The sequence below is a fragment of the Streptomyces sp. P9-A4 genome (assembly GCF_036634195.1).
Taxonomy (GTDB): Bacteria; Actinomycetota; Actinomycetes; order Streptomycetales; family Streptomycetaceae; genus Streptomyces.
The window spans coordinates 5128684-5144402 of sequence record NZ_JAZIFY010000001.1 but is presented as its reverse complement, the minus strand read 5'-3'; the positions used below and the strand labels follow the sequence as shown (position 1 = coordinate 5144402).

9 protein-coding genes are annotated in these 15719 nt (G+C 73.3%); 5 read left to right on the top strand and 4 right to left on the bottom strand.

Features of this window, described 5'->3' with window-relative positions:
* Window positions 1–84: 84 nt before the first annotated feature.
* The 5 genes from V4Y03_RS23355 (at window position 85) to V4Y03_RS23335 (ending at window position 7534) form a co-directional block, all read left to right on the top strand.
* Window positions 85–657 (top strand): hypothetical protein, encoded by a 573-nt coding sequence (locus V4Y03_RS23355; protein WP_332437250.1) that lies wholly within the window; start codon window positions 85–87, stop codon window positions 655–657.
* Between the two features lie 193 nt (window positions 658–850).
* Window positions 851–1522: a spermidine synthase gene (locus V4Y03_RS23350; RefSeq protein ID WP_332436184.1), complete on the top strand. Its 672-nt coding sequence runs from the start codon at window positions 851–853 to the stop codon at window positions 1520–1522.
* A 71-nt stretch (window positions 1523–1593) separates the two neighbouring features.
* Complete coding sequence (locus tag V4Y03_RS23345; RefSeq protein WP_332436183.1) at window positions 1594–2331, top strand: response regulator transcription factor; 738 nt, start codon at window positions 1594–1596, stop codon at window positions 2329–2331.
* A 68-nt stretch (window positions 2332–2399) separates the two neighbouring features.
* Window positions 2400–3452, top strand: a complete 1053-nt coding sequence (locus tag V4Y03_RS23340; protein ID WP_317878596.1) for a HAMP domain-containing sensor histidine kinase — start codon at window positions 2400–2402, stop codon at window positions 3450–3452.
* 269 nt (window positions 3453–3721) lie between these two features.
* The gene (locus V4Y03_RS23335; protein ID WP_332436182.1) at window positions 3722–7534 is read left to right on the top strand and encodes a multifunctional oxoglutarate decarboxylase/oxoglutarate dehydrogenase thiamine pyrophosphate-binding subunit/dihydrolipoyllysine-residue succinyltransferase subunit; all 3813 of its coding nucleotides are present in this window, start codon (window positions 3722–3724) and stop codon (window positions 7532–7534) included.
* Between the two features lie 69 nt (window positions 7535–7603).
* On the opposite strand, the gene fxsT is transcribed toward V4Y03_RS23335, so the two are convergent.
* The 4 genes from fxsT to V4Y03_RS23315 all read right to left on the bottom strand — a co-directional run bounded on the left by fxsT (window position 7604) and on the right by V4Y03_RS23315 (window position 15715).
* Window positions 7604–10627: an FxSxx-COOH system tetratricopeptide repeat protein gene (fxsT, locus tag V4Y03_RS23330; protein ID WP_317877704.1), complete on the bottom strand. Its 3024-nt coding sequence runs from the start codon at window positions 10625–10627 to the stop codon at window positions 7604–7606.
* A gap of 58 nt (window positions 10628–10685) precedes the next feature.
* Window positions 10686–12071, bottom strand: a complete 1386-nt coding sequence (locus tag V4Y03_RS23325) for an HEXXH motif domain-containing protein (RefSeq protein ID WP_332436181.1) — start codon at window positions 12069–12071, stop codon at window positions 10686–10688.
* 129 nt (window positions 12072–12200) lie between these two features.
* Complete coding sequence (locus V4Y03_RS23320; RefSeq protein WP_317879095.1) at window positions 12201–12398, bottom strand: hypothetical protein; 198 nt, start codon at window positions 12396–12398, stop codon at window positions 12201–12203.
* A gap of 137 nt (window positions 12399–12535) precedes the next feature.
* The gene (locus V4Y03_RS23315) at window positions 12536–15715 is read right to left on the bottom strand and encodes an SAV_2336 N-terminal domain-related protein (protein ID WP_332436180.1); all 3180 of its coding nucleotides are present in this window, start codon (window positions 15713–15715) and stop codon (window positions 12536–12538) included.
* Window positions 15716–15719: the final 4 nt, after the last annotated feature.

The window sequence follows — 15719 nt, the reverse complement described above, 5'->3', positions numbered from 1 at the left end:
ACCGGCCCCGCGGGGCTCCCCCGGCCCGAGAAGGCGTATCCGCCGAGGCTCGGCCCGCCGGCGCTCTACCTCCGCTCCCGGGCCCTGCCCGGTGCGCTCGCCGCTCTCGTCGGTGTCGCCGTGGCCGCCGCCTGGGTGGCCAGGTGGCTTGAATCGCTCCCCGGTCTCGACCACACGGCCCGGCTGCCGGTCGTGGTCTTCGGCCCGCTGGTCGCGGCGGCGGCGGTCGGCACCAGCCTCTACGCGCCCAGCGACGAGCTGGACCGCACGGCGGTACGCGCGTGGTGGCCGCGCCGGCTGGCCCACGTCCTCGTCCCGACGGCCCTCGCCGCCGCGCTGTTCGCCCTGGCGCTGCCGGGCCACCCGGAGGCGTTCGGCGCGCCCGCCGCCGTACGGGACACGCTGGGGCTCGTGGGGATGGCGGCGGCCTCCGCCGCCGTGGTCGGCGCCCGGCTGAGCTGGCTGCCTCCCGCCTTCTTCGTGGGCGCGGTCTATCTGGCGGCCCCGGCCCGGCCGGGCGGTGCGGCGCAGTGGTGGGCCTGGGTGATGCAGCCGGGCCCGCAGGCCGGGGCCTGGACGGTGGCGGCCGGGGCGTTCGTGGCCGGAACGGGCCTGTACGCGTGGCGGGGCGCGCGGCGGACGACGACGGAGGCGTAGCCCCGTGGCCGCCGGCGATCCGTAGCCCGTAGGCCATGACCCGCGGTCCGTGGCCCGTACCCCGTGACCCCGCGGACCCGAACGGGTGTCCGGACCCCGTCTCGCCTCCCCCGCAAAGGGTTTGTCCCGCTCGTCCCCACCCCGTAAGGATGGGCCGGGACCGACTGCCGAGACGAGAGCGGAGCGACCGCCGATGTCAGGACCCGTGACCCTCGACCGCCGTGAAGGACCGTACGGAGAGGTCGTGCTGCGCCGGCGCGACGAGCACTTCGAGATCATCGCCAACGGGACCTTCCTGATTGACACCTCCGACGGGCGTTCGGAGCGGCTGCTGATCGACGCGGCGCAGGCCGCGCTGCCGGAAGGGGAGCGCGCCGGCGCCTCGGTCCTGGTCGGCGGGCTCGGCGTCGGGTTCTCGCTCGCCCATGCCGCCGCCGACCCCCGCTGGGGCCGGATCGCGGTCGTCGAGCGGGAGGAGGCGATCATCGACTGGCACCGGCGGGGGCCGCTCGCCGCGATCTCCGGGGCCGCTCTCGCCGATTCCCGGACCGTGATCCTGCACACGGACCTGGTGGCCCACCTCCGGACCTCCTCCGACCGCTACGACGCCCTCTGCCTGGACATCGACAACGGGCCCGACTGGACGGTCACCGAGGACAACGAATCCCTGTACACGGCCGAGGGGTTGGCGGCCTGCGCGGCCCGGCTGAAGCCGGGGGGCGTGCTCGCCGTGTGGTCGGCACGACCCTCCGGCGATTTCGAAGGGTCCTTGCGGAATGCCGGATTCAGCGGGGTACGGACGGAAGAGATCCCCGTTGCCCGGGGCGTCCCCGACGTGGTCCATCTCGCGGTCCGTCCCGGATAACTCCTGGATAGCCGGGACGCCACCGGTACCTCTAGGCTGCTGAGCCGACATCGGCGACGCGAGGCGGGGCAATGGAGCAGACACACACCACTCACCACGGTGCGGCGGCCACTCCGGGGGCCCAGCGGCGCGTCCTGGTGGTCGAGGACGACGTGACGATCGTGGAGGCGATCTCCGCGAGACTGCGCGCCGAGGGCTTCCTCGTGCAGATCGCGACGGACGGCCCGGCGGCCGTGGACGCGGCCGAGGCCTGGCAGCCGGACCTGATGGTCCTGGACGTGATGCTGCCCGGTTTCGACGGTCTGGAGGTGTGCCGGCGGGTCCAGGCGCAGCGGCCCGTCCCGGTCCTCATGCTGACCGCCCGCGACGACGAGACCGACATGCTGGTCGGTCTCGGGGTCGGCGCGGACGACTACATGACCAAGCCGTTCTCGATGCGCGAGCTGGCCGCCCGGGTGCACGTCCTGCTGCGCCGGGTGGAGCGGGCCGCGCTGGCCGCGGTGACCCCGCGCAGCGGCATCCTGCGGCTGGGCGAGCTGGAGATCGACCACGCGCAGCGCCGGGTCCGGGTGCGGGCCGAGGACGTGCACCTGACGCCGACCGAGTTCGACCTGCTGGTCTGCCTGGCGAGCACCCCCCGCGCGGTCCTCTCCCGCGAGCAGCTGCTCGCCGAGGTGTGGGACTGGGCGGACGCCTCCGGGACCCGGACCGTGGACAGCCACATCAAGGCGCTGCGCCGGAAGATCGGGGCCGAGCGGATCCGTACGGTCCACGGCGTCGGCTACGCGCTGGAGACCCCGGCGCCGTGAACCTGCGGGGGCCCGGCGGGCCGCGGGAGCAGCGGGGCCCGGACGGCGGTGCGCGCCGGCCGCGCCGGATCGTGATCTCGGTCAAGACCAAGCTCGGCGCGCTGGTCGTCGGGGCGGTCCTGCTGACCTCCGGTCTGGCCCTGGTGGCGATCCGGACGTCCACCGAGTTCCGGTACATCACGATCTTCGCGATGATCGCGACCCTGCTGATCACCCAGTTCGTGGCGCAGTCCCTGACGGCGCCGCTCGACGAGATGACCACCGTGGCCGGGACGATCTCGCGCGGCGACTTCTCCCGCCGGGTGCGGGGTGCGGACCGGCGGGACGAGCTGGGCGACCTCGCGTCGACGATCAACCGCATGGCGGACGACCTGGAGGCCGTGGACCGGCACCGCAAGGAGCTGGTGGCCAATGTGTCGCACGAGCTGCGGACCCCGATCGCCGCGCTCAGGGCCGTACTGGAGAACGTCGTGGACGGGGTGTCCGAGGCGGACCCGGAGACGATGCGGTCGGCGCTGAAGCAGACCGAGCGGCTGGGGCGGCTGGTGGAGACGCTGCTCGACCTGTCCCGTCTTGACAACGGTGTCGTGGCGCTGAAGGTGCGCCGTTTCGAGGTCTGGCCGTACCTCTCGGGGGTGCTGCGGGAGGCGAACCTCGCCGCGTCGCAGCGCGGCCTCTCCTCCACCTCGGGCCTGCACAACCGCACGGACGTCCATCTGCATCTGGACGTGTCGCCGCCCGAGCTGGTGGCGCACGCGGACGTGGAGCGGCTGCACCAGGTGATGGCGAACCTGATCGACAACGCGGTGAAGCACTCGCCGCCGCACGGCCGGGTCACGGTCAGGGCCCGGCGCGGCCCCTGTCCGGACTCGCTGGAGCTGGAGGTCGAGGACGAGGGTCCCGGCATTCCGGAGTCGGAGCGGCACAAGGTCTTCGAGCGGTTCGACCGGGGTTCCGCGCCGCGCCGGCACGGGCCGGGGAGCGACGGCGGCACGGGTCTGGGGCTGGCGATCGCGCGCTGGGCGGTGGATCTGCACGGCGGCGGGATCGGAGTGGCCGAATCGTCACGTGGCTGCCGGATCAGAGTCACTCTTCCGGGCAGCTTTCCGCCGAGAGATTGACGTAGGGTTCGAACCGGAAGCGCTCGTTCTGCGTGTAGATATGCGGGACCTGTTCAGGGGTGCGGTCGAAGGGGGCCGTGCTCGCTGTTTTCCGTACCCTCACACCTGTCGAACCACGCTTGTTTCCCGCCATTCACGGCTCCGAAACACCGCGTCAAGTGTGACTTGCGCGACGTTGGAGCGCCCGGCCTGCACCTCCCGGCCGGACAGGCGTAGCCTTTATTTCCGCTGTCCATCACCTTGTGAAGCGGAAGAGGGCGGTTGCCGCCGTGTCGTCTCAGTCCCCCAGTACCCCGAGCTCCCCGACCGACCAAGACGGGCAGGGCCAGAACCCTGCGACCGCCTTCGGTGCCAATGAGTGGCTCGTCGACGAGATCTACCAGCAGTACCTCCAGGACCCGAATTCGGTCGATCGTGCCTGGTGGGACTTCTTCGCCGACTACAAGCCGGGAGTGTCGGAGACCCCGGCCGCCCCGGCCGCCACCACCACTCAGAGCGCGTCCGCCGCGCCGCAGACGGGCCCCGCACAGGCCGCGCCTGCCGCTCCCGCGGCCGTTCCGGCCCCGGCGCCCGCCCCGGTCGCCGCCCCGGCTCCCGTGAAGCCCGCAGCGGCTCCCGCGGCTCCGGTCGCCGCGAAGCCCGCCGCCGCCGCTCCGGCCGCCGTGAAGGCGGCTCCGGCCAAGCCCGCCGCCGCCCCGGCGGCCGAGGCCCCCGCCGGCCCCGAGCTGATCACGCTGCGCGGCCCCGCCGCCGCGGTCGCGAAGAACATGAACGCCTCCCTGGAGGTGCCGACGGCCACGTCCGTCCGCGCCGTGCCGGTGAAGCTGCTCTTCGACAACCGGATCGTGATCAACAACCACCTGAAGCGCGCCCGGGGCGGGAAGATCTCCTTCACGCACCTCATCGGCTACGCGATGGTGCAGGCGATCAAGGCCATGCCGTCGATGAACTACTCCTTCGCGGAGAAGGACGGCAAGCCGACCCTGGTCAAGCCGGAGCACGTGAACTTCGGTCTCGCGATCGACCTGGTGAAGCCCAACGGCGACCGCCAGCTCGTCGTCGCGGGCATCAAGAAGGCCGAGACGCTCAACTTCTTCGAGTTCTGGCAGGCGTACGAGGACATCGTGAAGCGGGCCCGCGTGGGCAAGCTGACGATGGACGACTTCTCCGGCGTCACCGTCTCCCTGACCAACCCCGGCGGCCTCGGCACCGTGCACTCCGTGCCGCGGCTGATGCCCGGGCAGTCGGTCATCATGGGCGTCGGCTCGATGGACTACCCGGCCGAGTTCCAGGGCACCTCCCAGGACACCCTGAACAAGCTGGGCATCTCGAAGGTCATGACGCTGACCTCGACGTACGACCACCGGGTCATCCAGGGCGCCGCCTCCGGCGAGTTCCTGCGCGTCGTCGCCAACTTCCTGCTCGGCGAGCAGGGCTTCTACGACGACATCTTCAAGGCCCTGCGCATCCCCTACGAGCCGGTCCGCTGGTTCAAGGACATCGACGCCTCGCACGACGACGACGTCACCAAGGCCGCGCGCGTGTTCGAGCTGATCCACTCCTACCGGGTCCGCGGCCACGTCATGGCCGACACCGACCCGCTGGAGTACAAGCAGCGCAAGCACCCCGACCTGGACATCACCGAGCACGGCCTCACCCTGTGGGACCTGGAGCGTGAGTTCGCGGTCGGCGGCTTCGCCGGCAAGTCGATGATGAAGCTCCGCGACATCCTCGGCGTGCTGCGCGACTCGTACTGCCGCACCACCGGCGTCGAGTTCATGCACATCCAGGACCCGAAGCAGCGCAAGTGGATCCAGGACCGCGTCGAGCGCCCGCACTCCCGCGTGGAGCGCGAGGAGCAGCTGCGGATCCTGCGCAGGCTGAACGCGGCGGAGGCCTTCGAGACCTTCCTGCAGACGAAGTACGTCGGCCAGAAGCGCTTCTCCCTGGAGGGCGGCGAGTCCGTCATCCCGCTGCTCGACGCGGTCATCGACTCGGCCGCCGAGTCGCGCCTCGACGAGGTCGTCATCGGCATGGCCCACCGCGGCCGGCTGAACGTCCTGGCGAACATCGTGGGCAAGTCGTACGCGCAGATCTTCCGCGAGTTCGAGGGCAACCTCGACCCGAAGTCGATGCACGGCTCCGGCGACGTCAAGTACCACCTGGGCGCCGAGGGCACCTTCACGGGCCTCGACGGCGAGGAGATCAAGGTCTCCCTGGCCGCCAACCCCTCCCACCTGGAGGCGGTCGACCCGGTCCTGGAAGGCATCGTCCGCGCCAAGCAGGACGTCATCAACAAGGGCGGCACGGACTTCACCGTCCTGCCCGTCGCCCTGCACGGTGACGCGGCCTTCGCCGGCCAGGGTGTCGTCGCCGAGACGCTGAACATGTCGCAGCTGCGCGGTTACCGCACCGGCGGCACGGTCCACATCGTCATCAACAACCAGGTCGGCTTCACCGCCGCCCCGGAGTCCTCGCGTTCCTCGATGTACGCGACCGACGTGGCCCGCATGATCGAGGCGCCGATCTTCCACGTGAACGGCGACGACCCGGAGGCCGTGGTCCGCGTCGCGCGGCTCGCCTTCGAGTTCCGCCAGACGTTCAACAAGGACGTCGTGATCGACCTCATCTGCTACCGCCGCCGCGGTCACAACGAGGGCGACAACCCCTCGTTCACCAACCCGCAGATGTACAACCTGATCGACAAGAAGCGTTCGGTGCGCAAGCTGTACACCGAGTCGCTCATCGGTCGCGGCGACATCACCCTCGAAGAGGCGGAGCAGTCGCTCCAGGACTTCCAGGGCCAGCTGGAGAAGGTGTTCGCGGAGGTCCGCGAGGCCACCACCGCCCCGGCGGCGACGACCGTGCCGGACGCCAAGGCCGCCTTCCCGGTCAGCGTCACCACCGCGGTCTCCCAGGAGGTCGTGAAGCGGATCGCCGAGACGCAGGTCACCATCCCGGAGCGGATCACGGTCCACCCGCGTCTGATGCCTCAGATGCAGCGCCGTGCCGCCTCCATCGACGACGGCACCATCGACTGGGGCTTCGGTGAGACCCTCGCCATCGGCTCCCTGCTGATGGAGGGCACCCCGGTCCGGCTCTCCGGCCAGGACACCCGCCGCGGCACCTTCGGCCAGCGCCACGCGGTGCTGGTGGACCAGGAGACCGGCGAGGACTTCACCCCGCTGCTCTACCTGACCGACGAGCAGGCCCACTACAACGTCTACGACTCGCTGCTCAGCGAGTACGCGGCGATGGGCTTCGAGTACGGCTACTCGCTGGCCCGCCCCGAGGCCCTGGTCGTCTGGGAGGCCCAGTTCGGTGACTTCGTCAACGGCGCGCAGACCGTCGTCGACGAGTTCATCTCCTCGGCCGAGCAGAAGTGGGGCCAGACCTCCGGCGTCACGCTGCTCCTGCCGCACGGCTACGAGGGCCAGGGCCCGGACCACTCGTCCGCCCGCCCGGAGCGCTTCCTCCAGATGTGCGCGCAGGACAACATGACGATCGCGATGCCGACGCTGCCGTCGAACTACTTCCACCTGCTGCGCTGGCAGGTCCACAACCCGCACCACAAGCCGCTCATCGTCTTCACCCCGAAGTCGATGCTGCGTCTCAAGGCCGCGGCGTCCAAGGTGGAGGAGTTCACCACCGGCGGCTTCCGCCCGGTGATCGGTGACTCGACGGCGAACCCGGCCGACGTCCGCAAGGTCGTCTTCTGCGCCGGCAAGGTCTACTACGACCTGGAGGCCGAGCGTCAGAAGCGCGGTGACACGGAGACCGCGATCATCCGTCTGGAGCGCCTGTACCCGCTGCCGGGTGCCGAGCTCCAGGCCGAGATCGCCAAGTACCCGAACGCCGCGAAGTACATCTGGGCGCAGGAGGAGCCGGCGAACCAGGGTGCCTGGCCGTTCATCGCGCTCAACCTGATCGACCACCTGGACCTGGCGGTCGGCGCGGACATCCCGGCGGGCGAGCGCCTGCGCCGGATCTCGCGTCCGCACTCCTCCTCCCCGGCGGTCGGCTCGGCCAAGCGCCACCAGGCGGAGCAGCAGCAGCTGGTCAACGAGGTCTTCGACGCCTGATCGTCGTACCGAGTGAGGAGGCCCGGCACCCCGAGTGGGGTGCCGGGCCTCCGGCGTGTCCGGGGTACGTCAGAGGTTGGCCTCGAAGTCCCAGTACGGGCGGTTGCGCTGGCGGGCGGAGAGGGTGTGCGGGTGCTGGGCGCCGAGCGTCCTGGTGAGGGTGAGCAGGGCGTCCTCCTCCAGCTTCGCCGCCTCCTCGGTCTCGCGCAGACCGCGGAGGTCGGTGGCCAGGGCGACCTGGCAGGAGAGGGTCAGCGGGTGCTCGTTCCCGAGGATGTGCCGGGCCCTGCGGAGGGTGTCGCGGCTCAGCTCGGCCGCCTCGTACACCCGGCCGTTGAAGTTGCGGGCGGCGGTGGTGTTGAGGGCGCAGCCGAACACCCAGGGGTGGTCGGAGCCGAGGGTGGCGGTGAGTCCGGCGAGCGCGGACTCCAGCATGGTGAGGGCCGCGGACCGCTCGCCCGAGGCCTGCATGACGAGGGCGGTGTTGGCGAGGACGCCGGTGGAGACCGGGTGGGCGGGGCCGAGGAGGGCGCGGTAGCCGGCCTCCGCCTCGGTGATGAGTTCCCTCGCCAGGTCGAGGTCGCCGTGCTCGCGGAGGAAGTTGGCGTAGTTGGTGACGGCCGAGAGCGTCACGTAGTGGTCGCGGCCGTAGGCCTGCTCCAGGTGTTCCAGGACGGTGGCCATCATCGCGCCGATGTCCTGCTGGAAGCCGCCCTCGCGGCGGCGGCACAGCGCCAGCTGGCTGTGCGCGTACAGGGTGTGGAGGTGCTGGGGGCCCAGGATGCGCACATGCAGCCGGACGTTGGCCTCCTGGCGGCCGAGCGCCTCGCGGTAGCGGCCGAGCAGGCGCAGGTCCTGGGCGACGGCGTTGTTGGAGTTGAGCGTGGAGGCGTGGTGGGGACGCAGGATGCTCTCGCAGCGGGAGAGGGTGTCGGCGTCCTGCTCGTACGCCTCCTGGTAGCGGCCCAGCATGCGCAGGACCACGCCGAGGTTGTGGCGGGCGACGAGGGTGAGGAACTGGGTCTCGCCGAGCAGGCCCCTGGCCTCCGCGAGGGCTTCGCGCTGGAGGAGCTCCGACTCCTGGTACTGGCCGAGGAAGCGCAGGTCGCGCGCGATGGAGATCTTCGACTGGAGTGCGCCGAGCTGATCGGTGTTCCCGGCGGCGGTCAGCCGCTCGCGCTGGGCCAGGTCGAGGTCGTACGCCTCGCGGAAGCGGCCGTAGCGGCGCAGGATGTCGCCTTCGAGGGTGGTGAGTTCCTGCATGTGCGGGGCGAGCGGCTCCATGAAGGACGTCCACTCGTGGCGGATGCGCTGGGCGAGCCGGATGCCCGCCCGGTACTCGCCGCTGCGGTCGCAGAAGCGCAGGCAGTTGAGGACGGCGACCTGGATGCGGGGGTCGGTGCTGCGGAGCGCGCCGGAGGGTTCGAGGTGCGGCAGGAGTTCGGAGTAGCGGGGCCAGTGCCTGCTGTCCGTGGGGTTGCCGGGGTCGGCCTCGGCGAGCAGGGTGCGGACGGCCTTGCGGTGGGCGTCGCGGTGCTCGCCGTCGGTGAGCCGGGCGACGATGTCGTGCACCAGCCGGTGCATGTGGACCGACTCCTGGTGGGGGCCGATCTCGTCGGTGGTCACGGGGCCCCGGGTCTCGCGGGTGAGCACCGAGTAGTTGACGAGGGTGTCGAGGGCGCGGGTCCAGGCGGGCAGGTCGGTGGCCATCCAGCGGAGGTCCTCGGGCAGCTGCGCCTGGGGGTAGGCGCGGACGATGCCGAGCGGGATGCGGCCGGGGGCGAAGGAGGCGCACAGGCTGAGGATGTCGATGGCCTGCGGCTGGGCGCGACGGAGCCGGTTGATCAGTATCGACCAGGAGGTGAGGGAGGCGTTGGGCATGCCGTCGCCGGGCGAGGGCTCGTCGACGGTGGAGAGCCTTCCGTCGCGGACCATCCGGAGGTACTCGGGGGCCTCCATGCCGGACTCTCCGAGCCAGGCGGCGGCCTGGACGAGCGGCAGCGGTACGTCCCCGAACTCGGCGGCGACCTCGTCCGCCTCGGCCGCGTTGATCTGCGGGGCGCGGCGCATCAGATAGCCGGTGGACTCGCGCCGGTCGAAGCCGGGGATCTCCAGGACGTCGGTGTGCTCGCGCCAGCCGCGGTTGCGGGAGGTGATGAGGACGTGGCCGGGGCCCTGGGGGAGCATGACGTCGATGCCGTCGGTGTCGTCCCAGCCGTCGAAGACGACGAGCCAGCGGGAGTGCGGGTCGCCGCGGCGGAGGGCTTCGCGGACGGCCCGGATGCGTTCGCCGGGTTCGCTGCCGGTGGGCAGGGCGAGTTTCACGGCGAGTTCGCCGAGGCGGTCGCGCTGGACGTTGCGGTCGTCGGAGCTGACCCACCAGACGACGTCGTAGTCGGGGCTGAAGCGGTGGGCGTACTCGGCGGCGATCTGCGTCTTGCCGATGCCGGACATGCCGAGCAGGGTGCAGGCGGCGCTGCCGCGGTCGGCGTCCATCAGCCGTTCCTGGAGCTCGCTGAGAAGGTCGTCGCGGCCGGTGAACCGGAGGTTGCGGCGGGGGATGTCGCCCCAGATCTCCGGCGGGTTGTCCGGGTAGCGGGCGAGCGCGGCGGCCGGGATGCGGCGGCCGCCCGGCCTGCGGGGTTCGATGGCGAGCCGGCTGAGGACGCGCGCCTCGGCCTCCTCCTCGCCGACGCCCCAGAGGCTGACGGGTTCGAGGACGGCGGTGGAGGGGAGCAGGGGCCGGTTGGTGAGGTTGACGGCGGCGAAGCGGTCGGCGTGCGCGGCGACGAAGCCGCGCAGGACGTCGTTCCATTCGCCGGCCGGCCGGGGGCCCAGCTCGAAGAACCAGTCGTTGAGGACGAGGAGGACCTGGCCCCGGGCGAGCAGCAGGTCGCCGAGGGAGTCCTCCAGGGGGACTTCGCGGGGCGGGTCCCACCGCTGGAGCGTGGCGCGTACGCCGTGGGCCTCCAGGCGCTGGTTGATCCAGGCCGCCCAGGGGCGGTGGTATCCGGGGAAGACCACCAGGACGTGTTCGGGAGCGGCTCTGCCCCCGTGGCTCTCCGTGCCCCCGCCCGACCGCTGTTCCGCCATCTGTACGTCTCCCGTCCCGCTCACGCGCAACGCAGTGTCATGTGCCGTGGGCACAGTGTTACCCACGGGCCCTGGGGCTCGCGCCGAGGCTCGCATGGCGCTGCCTCATTTGCCGGGCGAACTCCCGGCCCTCATTGGTCAGTTCATCGGATTCAAGCAGCATCGTGAGCGCTTCGCCCACCTGATCGTGGACATGGTCGAACTGCTGCACGGCCCGCGCGCTCCACGTCCCCGGGACCCCGGGGGCGTCCCTCGCCCTCCGCCAAAGATCGGCCAACGCCAGGTGGGCGTACGCCCCTTGGAAGACCCCGGCGACCGGGCGCGCGTCGGTGCGCCAGCCGACCCGGTACAGCGCGGCCCGGCCGGGCCGGTAGAGCGGGACGAGTTCATGGAGGGTGGAGAGCTTGCTGTGGTGCAGCTCGTGGACGAGCGTCTCCGCCATGTCGTACGGGCCGGCCGAAGGCGTCATGAGGACGGCGCCGGGCGCGACGCTCAGGGTGGCGCCGACGGAGCGCGGCCCCTGCGGGCGCAGCGGCACGAGCGCGCCGACCGTCCCCCCGACCTCCTCCGCCCGCTCGCGGTCGGTCCGCCGCAGCAGCTCCCCGGCCGCCCGCCAGTGCCCGGACCAGGCGGCGTGGTCGATGTCCGGCCGCTCGGCGGCGACCCGAGCGGGGGTGCCCACGCCGCCGGGCGGCACCCGGTACGGGTCCAGGTCCTCCAGCCGGGCGGCTCCGCCGGGCAGGGCCCGCAGCCCGCGCCAGCCCGGGCCGGTGCCGGCCACGGCCCCGGTGCGGGCGTCTTGGAGCCGGAGGAGCGCGGCGGTGGCCCCGGGGGCGGAGCCGGAGTGGACACGGACGACTTGGGAGCGGGAGGTGAGCCGGACGGGGGTGGGGGTGCTCTTGGGAGTGGTCTTGGGGGTGCTGGTGGTCGTGGGGGGCGGGGTGCCGTGCGGGGGCGAGTCCGGGGCCCCGTCCGGTCCGGGGTCCGGCGCCCGCTCCGGGTTCACCACGACGTTCCCGACGCCGGGGAGCGAGAGCACGCCGCCCGGGGCCCCGACCACCAGGTCCAGCGGCCGTCCCGCACGCAGGGCGGCGGTGACGGCGACGAGTTCCAGCCGGGTCAGGTGCCGGTCGAAGGCGGGGCCAGGGGGCTCGGTCAGCGCGGCGGCGAGCCAGGCGCCGGTGGTCGGGTAGTCGAGGACCGCGCGGACGGTCGCGGGGGCGGCGCGCTCGGCCGTCTCCAGGAGGCGCCAGGCCGTCCGGAAGCCGCGCAGGACGTCGGGCGCCACCTCCTCGCGGTGGCGTCGCACCCGTACGAGCAGGGCCTTGAGCAGGAGCATGCGGCGGGCGTGCGCCCCGTGGCGCAGATAGGACGCGCCGGCCGGCGCGGGCCGGGTGGTGGCCAGGGCGGCGAAGGCCTCGGGGCGCGGCGGCGCGGCGATCACTCCCGGCTCCCGGAACGAGCCACCGGCCTCGGCGGTGTCGTGCCGGCAGGCCGGACGGATTCGGCCGGAACCGAGCGGTCGGCACGGTCGCGGGGCGCCACCGGCCGGAGGGTGCGGGCCGGGCGGGCGTCAGTCGACGAAGGCGTCCTCGGGCCAGGAGACGACCAGGTCCGAGGGATCGCGCAGTACTCTCTCGACCGCCTCGCCGAGGACGGCGTCGTTGCTGACGCGCAAGGTCCGCAGGTCAACGGCCGCGAGATCGGGCAGACGCGGAGACCGGCGGGCACCCCGGCCGATACCGGTCGCCCACTCCGTACGCTCGAACACTCTCGGCTCCTCCTCACCGACGCTGTCCCCCACGGTCGTAGCGGCGCAGCGGTTCTTCCCGACGCCGGGAGACCGGAAACCCATTCGATTCAACTGCGCCCATTCACGCCCCCGTTATCCGGCCGCTCGTCAGAAGCTCATTCGCCGATGCCGCTCCAGGCCCACCAGGGTGGTGAGATCCCGCGCCGGGCCTCGGCGGAGACCGTCCCGGGGGGCGCTCCCGTCACTCCCTCCACCTCCCTCAGCAGGGCCCTGGTCCGCTCCACGTCCTCCCAGTCCACCTCCACGAGCCGCCCCGTGAGCCGCCGCCACTGCTCGCTCGCCGCCCGCAGCGTGGCCCTGGCCCGTACCGGACGGCCCATCAGCCACAGGACCGCTCCCTGAGCGTGCAACGCGCGGGCGCCGGTGACCGTGCCCGGGTCGTCGCCGTGGGCGGTACGGGAGTCCTCCGCGGCGTTGCGGTAGGCGGTGAGGGCGTCGCCGATCACTCCGTCGCGCGCCACCTCGGCCAGTTCCAGCCGCACCCGGCCCAGTTGCAGCCACACCTCGGCCCGGTCGCCCGGGTCCTGGGTGCCGCGCAGCGCCTGTTCGAGGAGGTGGCGGCTCTCGAAGAGGTCGGGGAGGAACCCTGCGCGGTGGAAGCGGAGCGCGAGGACGCTGCCGATCAGGCTCCTCGCCCTGGCCCGCTCGGGCGCCCCGGCGGGCAGCCGGGTGAGGGCCTCGCGCAGGACGCCCTCGGCCCGGTCGACGGGGGCGGTGCCGGTGCCGGCCTCGGCGCGCCGCAGCAGCGATCCGCCCCAGGTGAGCAGGAGCGGGCCGCGCTGCTCGCTGTCGGCGGGGGCGAGCAGGGTGGCCTCCTCGTACGCCGCGTCGGCCGCGGCCCCGTCGCCCTCGGTGTCGTACAGGCGGGCGCGCGCGGTGGTGAAGCGCAGCCGGAGCGCGCGGGCGTCGCCGAGGAGGGGTTCGGCGCGGTCGAGCACGCGGCGGACGCGGCCCGGTTCGGCCTCGGCGAGGTGCAGGGCGTCGGCGAGGTCGAGGAAGGCGGCGGCGCTCTCGTGGAGGGTGAGGGCGGCGCCGAGTTCGCCGGCCGCCGCCTCGCCCTCGCCCCGGGCGAGGAGGAGTCGGCCGCGCCGCAGATGGAGGGTGTGGCGGGCGGTTTCGGGCCAGCTCTCGGCGTCCCCTTCGAGGGCGGTGAGGGCCGCGTCGAGGTGGCCGGGCTCGTCGGTGTCGCGCCACAGCGCGTGGTGGACGACGGCGAGTTCGAGCCGGGCCTCGGCCCAGGCCTCGCCGCCCGCCCTGGCGAGTTCCCCGGCCCGTACCAGCGTCTCGGCGGCCTGGTCGAGGAGTTCGGGGCGGCGGCCGGTGCGGCGGGCTGCGGCGGTGCCGGCCTCGGCGTACAGGGCGCGGGCGAGGACGATCCTGGCCTCGACGGGTTCGTCGGGGAGGGCCGCCTCGGCGCGCTCGCGGGCGCCGGCGAGGAGGGTCGGGTCGGACTGGCCGCGCCCCTGGTCGAGGAGGCGGCGGGCCTCGGTGAGGGGGTCGGGCGTGATCAGGTCGGGGTGGTAGAAGCGGAGCACGCGCGCGGGGATGCGGGCGAAGAGTTCGGTCTCGGCGCCTTCGGGACCGAGCGGTTCGTCGGTCTCCTCGGGGAGCCCGGTCCCCCGGGCGGCGTCCCGCTCGGCCGCGGCTCCGGTGTCGGCCCCCGAGAGGCGGGCGGCGGCGAGCGCCGGGAAGTTGCGCATGCCCTGGCCGAAATTGCGCTCCACGTACGCGGAGCAGTGTTTGAGGACGAGAGCGGCGGCGCTGGGGTCGAGCGAGCCGAGGAAGTGCTGCTGGATGCCGGGCGGATAGCTGAAGCAGGGGTACGGGGTGGGGCCGGGGAGCCGTCGCAGGAGGCCGCTGAGCAGGACCTCGGCCAGTTCCATGGGTCCGGTGTCGGGCAGCATGGCGCGCTGGACGAGTTGCATGACGGGCAGGGTCAGCGGGGCTGCCGCGAGGTGGACGGCCAGCCGGAGCGCCCCGGGTGAGGCGCCGGCCCGGAAGGCGCGCAGGAGTTCGTCCTCGCGGCGCGGGACGCGGGGGGTCCCGGGGGTGCGGGGCAGGGTCTGCTCGGGGCCGAGCCAGGCGGCCCAGCCGCGTACGGCGTTGCCGCCGTGCCCGGTGTGGAGCCGGGTCCAGGAGGCGAAGGCCTCGGGCGTCGGGGTGAGCACGGGGACGGCCCGGCGGCCCGGGACGCGGGGGCCCCAGGGCTCGTCGTCGGAGCGGAAGGTGGTGTGGCCGCCGGGGGTGGTGGAGCGCTGGAAGGTGCCGGGTTCGGCGGGGAGCGCGGTACGGGGCCACAGGCGGGGCGGCAGCGGCTGGACGAGGGCGAGCGGGGAGTTGCGGGGCCACTGGTGCAGGAAGCGCTGGGCGGCGCCGCGCTGCCAGAGGGGTCCGACGCAGTCGCTGACGATCAGGGTGAGGCGGCGGCCCGTGGGGTCGTGGAGCTGGTCGACGGGGCGCAGCCGTGGCCGGCCGTCGGCGCCGGAGGTGGTGGTGACGAGCGGGGGGCCGTCGCCGGTGTCGTACAGCCGGTGCACATGGACGTCCCGGAAGGCGCCGGACTGCTGGCAGGCCTGGCGGAGTTCCTCGACCATCCGGCTCCAGACGACCATGGCGGGTCCGGTGTCCATGAGGAGCTGGATGTCGGGGCGGCGGCCGGTCGCGGGGCGCACCACGAGGGTGAGGATGCCGGCGGCGGCGCTGCGCTCGGCGGTGGCCTCCTCGTCGAGGGTGCCCTCGCCGGGGCGCTGTGGCGCGAGGGCGTAGTCGCGCAGCGGGCGGAGGGCCTTCTGCAGGCCGAGGAGTCCGGGCAGGGCGTTGGCGCCGGGGGCGCGGACGGGCAGGGCCGCGCCCCGCTCCGCGCGCCGGGGGCGGCCTCCTGGCCCGCTGTTCCCGGTGATTCCCGTGACCTGGGTGGCGGTGGTGGTCCGGGCGGCCATGTGGAGGGAGACGGAGTCGCGTGCGTCCTCGGCCCCGGCGTCCGCTTCCTCGCCGGTCCCCTCCTCGCGTAACGCGCCGTCCTCGCCGCGGAGGGGGTCGGGGTCCCCGTCGGGACGGTCCGGACCGTCGGCGGCGTCCCCGGCCGTCCCCCGCCGTACGTCGTGCCCTTCCGGCCCCACCGCTCCCTCGGGTCCCTCCGGCCCCTCCGGTTCCGCCGGGGAAGGGCCGGGCAGCCACCGGGCCAGCCACACGGCGTCGGCGATGTCCTCGGCGGTGGGGTCCTGCCCGGCGGCCCGCAGCCTGCGGGTCAGCTCCTCCAGATGCGTCCGGAGCATCCGA